The organism is Catenulispora pinistramenti, assembly GCF_018274385.1.
GTDB classification, from domain to species: Bacteria; Actinomycetota; Actinomycetes; order Streptomycetales; family Catenulisporaceae; genus Catenulispora; species Catenulispora pinistramenti.
Window position 1 is genome coordinate 1 of the sequence record NZ_JAAFYZ010000427.1, and the last position, 3,284, is coordinate 3,284.

A 3,284-nucleotide genomic window follows, 5' to 3' on the forward strand; every position below is an offset into this window, starting at 1 on the left:
GTCCTCCCGCGCCTTCCCCCTACGCTTCTTCGCCAAAGGAGCCCCGCCCCCGATCCCGGCCGCGATCGCAGTCGTCGAGGCGGCCTGCGCCACCGTGGTCCCCAAATCGGTGTACAGCGGCGCCTTGGCCGCGCGCGCAGACCTGCGCAGCCGCTTGAAGAACTCCATGCTCGGCAGGCTAGCCGATGGGAATCCCGCCGAACCACGGCCGAAAGTAGGGGCCGGACCGCCACAAGTAGGAGTTCCAAGCCCAGCACCTAAAGCAAAGGCCGCAGCGCCTCCCGCACCCGCCGCTCCACCACGGCAAGCGCCAAATTCGCATCCTCCCGAGCGAAAGGCGCCCCCTCCCGATCCACCAGCGGCGCGCGGGTCCCGTGCCAGGCGCCCGCGACGCCTAGTTCGCGTAGCGAGGTGCGGGCGCCGTCCGCGGCGGGGAGGCCGCCGGCTGCGGCTCGGTCTAGGACGGCGCGGCGGTGGCGCCAGCGCCAGGGGTCGGCGGCGGCTCCGGCGGATGCGCGGGGGGCGGCGAACAGTAGGTGTGGGAGTGCGGCTGCGGCGTGCCAGCCTTCGACCAGGGCGGCTGAGAGGCCCAGGCCCGGGAGGCGGTCCACGCCGCGGTAGGCCGCTGCCACCGGTTCCAGGACCAGGCCGTGGATTTCTACCAGTGCCAGGCCCTGGGTGGAGGAGGCCGACAGGTAGACGGTGACGACGGTTTCGGCCGGGTCGGACAGGATGCGGAAGCGGCGGAAGACGCGCGGGGTGGCTGTGCCGCGGGGGGCGGGGAGCAGGCGCAGGGAGGCGTCGGTGGTCTGGCCTACGGCGAGGACCGGGCCGGTGGCGACCACGAAGTCGTCCCAGACCACCTGGTCCAGCAGCCCCTCGGGGCCGAGGCCGGGGGCGCCGGCGGCGAGGGCGTCCGTTACGCGCTCGATCAGGTCCTGGACGTCGTAGCGGATCGGGCCGGTCTCCAGCAGCCAGCGGCGGCGCAGGACCTGGCGGCCGGAGCCGGCGAAGGGGCGTGCGGGGTCGGCGAGGACCTGGTGGTTCGAGGCGGCGCGGGCCGCCAGTTCGGCCAGGGCGCGGCGGGCCCAGACCGTCTCGGTGGCCACCCAGCGGTGGGTGCCGAAGCGGTCCCGGCGCAGCTTGTCCACCAGGACGTGCCGGGTCGCCAGTCGCTCGGCCAGGACTATCAGCCAGGCGGTCAGGGCGCCGGCGAGTGGGATGCCGACCCAGGCCACACACGGCGTGCCGGGCCCGGCGTCGTGGAAGCGGGCCGGGACCGCCAGGCCGAAGGGGTGGGTCAGGCCCGCGGTGGAGGCGATGGCGGCGGCACCGACCACGCCCCAGACCAGGGCCACGAAGCGGGCCAGCGGGGCGAACGCGGGCGTGACGACGGCCGGCGCGGGCCAGGGCGGGTGCCGGGGCGTGTCGGGGGTCGCCGGGCCGCTGCCGGGGGCCGGGGCGCCCGCTCCGACGACGCTCCCGCGCGCGGCGCCGCCCCGGGCCCCGCTCAGCAGCAGCCACAGCCCGGCGCCCCAGACCAGCCAGGCCCCGACCGTCCAGACCGAGGTCAGCAGCGCCACGACCATCAGCGCGACCAGCGCCACGTCCCGGTGCAGCCGCCGAGTGCGGGCGGCCAGTGCGTGGCGCAGCACCAGGACCTCGTCGACGCCGGTCGAGGGAGCCGGGGCCCGGCCCTCGTCGAAGACGAACTCCTTCAGCGCGCGCCGGGTGAAGACGGCGTCGAGGTGGGCCGCCGCACAGAGGTAGCGGGTGGCCTCGTCGCCGGGGGCCGGGGCAGACCAGGTCGGGCGGGGTGCGGCCGAGGTGCTGCGGGCGGTGGCGGAGTGATCAGCGCGATCCGCCCGGCCTGCGCGATCTGACCGGCCTGGACGATCTGACCGGCCTGGACGATCTGCCCGATCCCCGCTGGGGCTCGCAGTGGCCGGGGGCGCAGCAGGTGCCGCTCCCCCACCGAACAGGACATCGGAGGCACGCCGTAACCGTCCCGCGCCGCCGCCCGGCTGGTTCCCGGTGTCACCGGCCGCGGCAGTGATGTTCCCAGCCTCGGGATGCCCAGCCTCGGGATTCCCAGCCTCGCCACCCTCATCCCCGCCCTCGGCCGACCCAGCACCGTCCGCCGCCCGGCCAGCCGCCTTCAACCCGCACTCCCCACGCTCGCTCACGCCCTAGCGCCCTCAGCAAACCATGAACCGCGCTCCCCCCGGGCTGCGATCGCATCAGAGTATGAACTGCACCCCCGGCGGCGCACGCCGCCACGCGCACTTTGATGAAGTTGTGACCCGCGGCTTGGGATACTTGCCGCCATGTCCGACAGCTCTGCCCGTCACCCGTTCCTCGACCACCCGGGGCCCGTCCCGTTCGCCCACCGGGGCGGCGCGGACGGGCCGGCCGGGGAGAACACGCTGTCCGCGTTCAAAATCGCCGTCGACACCGGCTACCGGTATCTGGAGACCGACGTGCACGCCACCGCCGACGGCGTCCTGCTGGCCTTCCACGACCGGCGCCTGCAGCGGGTCACCGACACCAAGGGCCGGATCAGCCTGCTCACCGCCGCCGAGGTCGCCACCGCCCGGATCGGGGACGAGCCGATCCCGACGATGGCCGACCTGCTGGAGGCGTTCCCCGGCGCGCGGTTCAACATCGACGTCAAGGAGCCCAACGCGATCGCCCCGCTGACCGCACTGCTGCGGGACACCGGCGCCGTGGAGCGGGTCTGCATCAGCTCCTTCTCCGACACCCGGCTGGCCGCGATGCGCGCCGCCTTCGGCCCCGAACTGTGCACCAGCGCCGGACCGCGCGAGGCGTTCCGGATGTGGCGGGCCTCCCGCAAACTGAAGCCGGGCGAGGTGCCGGACCCCGCCACGCTGCCGAAGGTCGCCGCCGCCTGTCTGCAGGTGCCGCCGAATCTGGGCCGGATCGTGGTGGTCGACGAGCGGCTGCTGGCCACCGCGCACGCCGCCGGGCTGCCGGTGCACGTGTGGACGGTCAACGAGGCCGCTGACATGGAACGGTTGCTCGACCTGGGCGCGGACGGCATCATGACCGACCGGCTGGACACGCTGAAAACCGTGCTGACGAAACGAGGGACCTGGTCCTGATGCCGATCGACGACACCGCCGACGCGTTCAGCGCCGACGGCCCAGCCGGTGGAGCTGGTGGAGCCGCCGCAGCGTTCAGCACGATACCGCCGCCCGGCGCCGACACCCCGCGCGACGCCGCTCAGGCCCTCGCCCCGGCGCCAGGCCTCGGCACCCCGGAGC

Annotated in this window: 2 protein-coding genes; one reads left to right on the plus strand and one right to left on the minus strand. The window is 74.6% G+C overall.

The window, feature by feature from the left end:
- Window positions 1-257 precede the first annotated feature (257 nt).
- Window positions 258-2,186, minus strand: a complete 1,929-nt coding sequence (locus KGQ19_RS48125; RefSeq protein ID WP_212022279.1) for an AbeC-like domain-containing protein — start codon at window positions 2,184-2,186, stop codon at window positions 258-260.
- A gap of 141 nt (window positions 2,187-2,327) precedes the next feature.
- On the opposite strand from KGQ19_RS48125, the gene KGQ19_RS48130 reads away from it, so the two are divergent.
- Window positions 2,328-3,122: a glycerophosphodiester phosphodiesterase family protein gene (locus KGQ19_RS48130; RefSeq protein WP_212022281.1), complete on the plus strand. Its 795-nt coding sequence runs from the start codon at window positions 2,328-2,330 to the stop codon at window positions 3,120-3,122.
- Window positions 3,123-3,284 lie beyond the last annotated feature (162 nt).